This is a genomic window from Novosphingobium sp., from assembly GCF_041905565.1.
In the GTDB taxonomy this organism is placed as follows: domain Bacteria; phylum Pseudomonadota; class Alphaproteobacteria; order Sphingomonadales; family Sphingomonadaceae; genus Novosphingobium.
The window spans coordinates 1-2,174 of the sequence record NZ_JAYRKX010000043.1; the positions used below are offsets into that span (position 1 = coordinate 1).

Annotated in this window: 3 protein-coding genes; 1 reads left to right on the plus strand and 2 read right to left on the minus strand. The window is 68.2% G+C overall.

What is annotated here, in order from left to right; translation table 11 throughout:
- Positions 1 to 166: 166 nt before the first annotated feature.
- Positions 167 to 703, minus strand: a complete 537-nt coding sequence (locus ACE3N9_RS16535; RefSeq protein WP_374285595.1) for a hypothetical protein — start codon at positions 701 to 703, stop codon at positions 167 to 169.
- Positions 704 to 816: 113 nt separating this feature from the next.
- Here ACE3N9_RS16535 and ACE3N9_RS16540 point away from each other — a divergent pair, with 113 nt between their 5' ends.
- A complete protein-coding gene (locus ACE3N9_RS16540; protein ID WP_374285597.1) occupies positions 817 to 1,818 on the plus strand; it encodes an esterase-like activity of phytase family protein in 1,002 nt (333 codons plus the stop codon).
- A 57-nt stretch (positions 1,819 to 1,875) separates the two neighbouring features.
- On the opposite strand, the gene rpmB is transcribed toward ACE3N9_RS16540, so the two are convergent.
- Entirely contained in the window at positions 1,876 to 2,160 is a 285-nt protein-coding gene (gene rpmB, locus ACE3N9_RS16545) for a 50S ribosomal protein L28 (protein ID WP_374285598.1), read from the minus strand.
- Positions 2,161 to 2,174: the final 14 nt, after the last annotated feature.

Below are 2,174 nucleotides of genomic sequence, written 5' to 3' on the forward strand. Positions count from 1 at the left end.
CACCCGTTCAAGGTACCCTGTGGGTGGTTGGGCCGGGGGAGTGGGCCGGCCAGGCCAGGAAAAGCCGGATGGCTTTTCCGCACCGGCGGCAGCCGGAAAGAACTCCGCCGGGGGAGCGGGCTGATGTTGCAAAGCCCTTTGCGGATGCAAAGGGCGCACCTGACTATTACTGCACGCGGATCACCCGGGCGTTCTGGCCCTTGCCGATCTTGGCGAAATAGCTGCCGAGCGAAGCCTTCTCGATGTGGATCGCATCGCCCCGCTTGGCATAGGCCGGGCGGCCGTCGATCTGCTTCCAGCGCGCGCCATCGGCCAGCACGAAGATGAAATTGCCGTCGCGCGCGGCATAGGTGCTTTCGATCGTGCCGTCGATCGCGGTCACTTCCTCGCTGTCGCCGCCGCCGAACAGCTTGATCCGCGGCAGGGACAGCCCGAACAGCCCCTTGCGCGCCTCGCGCATGGTCGCGCGGTCGGCCACGACCAGGTCCTTGGCATCGCGCGCAGTGGCCATGGCACCCACGGTGCGGTCATAGCAGGCGAGCCGCTCGCCCGGATCGGCCAATGTCTTGCATTCGATCACGGCCTGGAACACCGGCGGCGGCGCGAGATTTTCATCCTTGTCCTTCGCCGCGGCGGGGGCGGACAGGGCAATCGCGCAAAGAGCGGTCAGGCAAATAGCGGTTGGGCGAAGGGTATGGCGCAAGGGTTCCTCCCCATGAACGGGCATGGCCGATCTTGCCCTTCGCCACGCGGGGCGTCAATTGGCGCGCCGGGAGCGCTTGATTTGCCCGCGCCGACTGGGCACTGCAGCGCGTGATGCTGCATCGAAGGATCCTGGCCCTGTTGTTGCTGGTGGGGCTGTTCCCCGGCATCTGGCTGCGCAGTCCGCCCCCGCCCTTCATCCTGACCGAGACGATGACGCAGCAGGCCTTGCCCCTGCCGGCGGATTGCTGCGCGGTGGGGCCGCTGCGCGTAGCCGGGGCCTGGCAGCTGACCAGCCCCAGCCAGCGCTTTGGCGGCTATTCGGCGCTGGTCCAGCCCGCGCCGGGGCGGCTGCTGGCGATCAGCGACGGCGGCTATACCCTGGATTTCCCCACGCCGGGCCGCGCCGGGCCGGTCGCCATCAGGGACCTGCTCGTGTCTGGCCAGGGGCGCAAGGCGGACCGGGATACCGAAGCCGCGCAGTGGGACCCGGTGACGGAGCATCTATGGGTTGTATCCGAAGGGCGCGACATGGTCATGCGGTTCGATCCCGCACTGGCGCTGGAGGCCTGGGCACGGCCGGCGGCACTGCGGGGCTGGCCGGACAATACCGGGCCGGAAACCATGGCCAGGTTGCCGGACGGGCGCTTTGCGGTGATCTGCGAATGCCGCAGCCGCTGGCGGGATCGCGGGGCCTATCCGGCGCTGCTGTTTCCGCGCGATCCCACCAGCGGGGCGGAGCCGCTGCACTTCTTCGTGGCGGGACCGTGGGATTACCGTCCGACCGATGCCGCGGTGCTGCCCGATGGCCGCCTGCTGATGGTGCTGCGCAAGCTGGTCTGGCCGTTCCCGGCGCGCTTCGATGCGCGGCTGGCGCTGCTTGACCTGGACGGGGCGCAGGGCGGCGCGGTGGTGCCCATGCAGGACCTGGGCGCGCTGCCGGCCGGGGTGCCGATGGACAATTACGAGGGGCTGACGCTGGAGCCGCTGGGGCAGGGTCGGATGGCCGCCTGGCTGATCAGCGACGATAACAACGCCGTGTTCCAGCGCACGCTGCTGCTGCGGATGGAGTTCCGGCTGGACGAGCTGCCGGCAAAGCAAAAGGCGCGCAGGTAGCCCCGCACGCCCTTGCTTGAAACCGATTCGCGCGGCGCCCGGGGCGCCGCTACCGAATCAGGCGGCCTGCTTCTTGACCAGCTCGCGCTTCACCTTGAGCGCGGTGGTCGAAAGCTTTTCGTCCGAGGTCTTGAGCAGCCAGTTGTCCAGCCCGCCGACGTGTTCGACCGAGCGCAGGCCCTGGGTCGAAACGCGGAACTTGAAGCTGCGGTCCAGCGATTCCGACATCAGCGTGACGTTCTGCAGGTTGGGCAGGAAGACGCGCTTGGTCTTGTTGTTGGCGTGGCTGACGTTGTGGCCGACCTGGCGACCCTTGCCGGTCAGTTCGCAAATACGGGACATGGCTTCACTCGCTT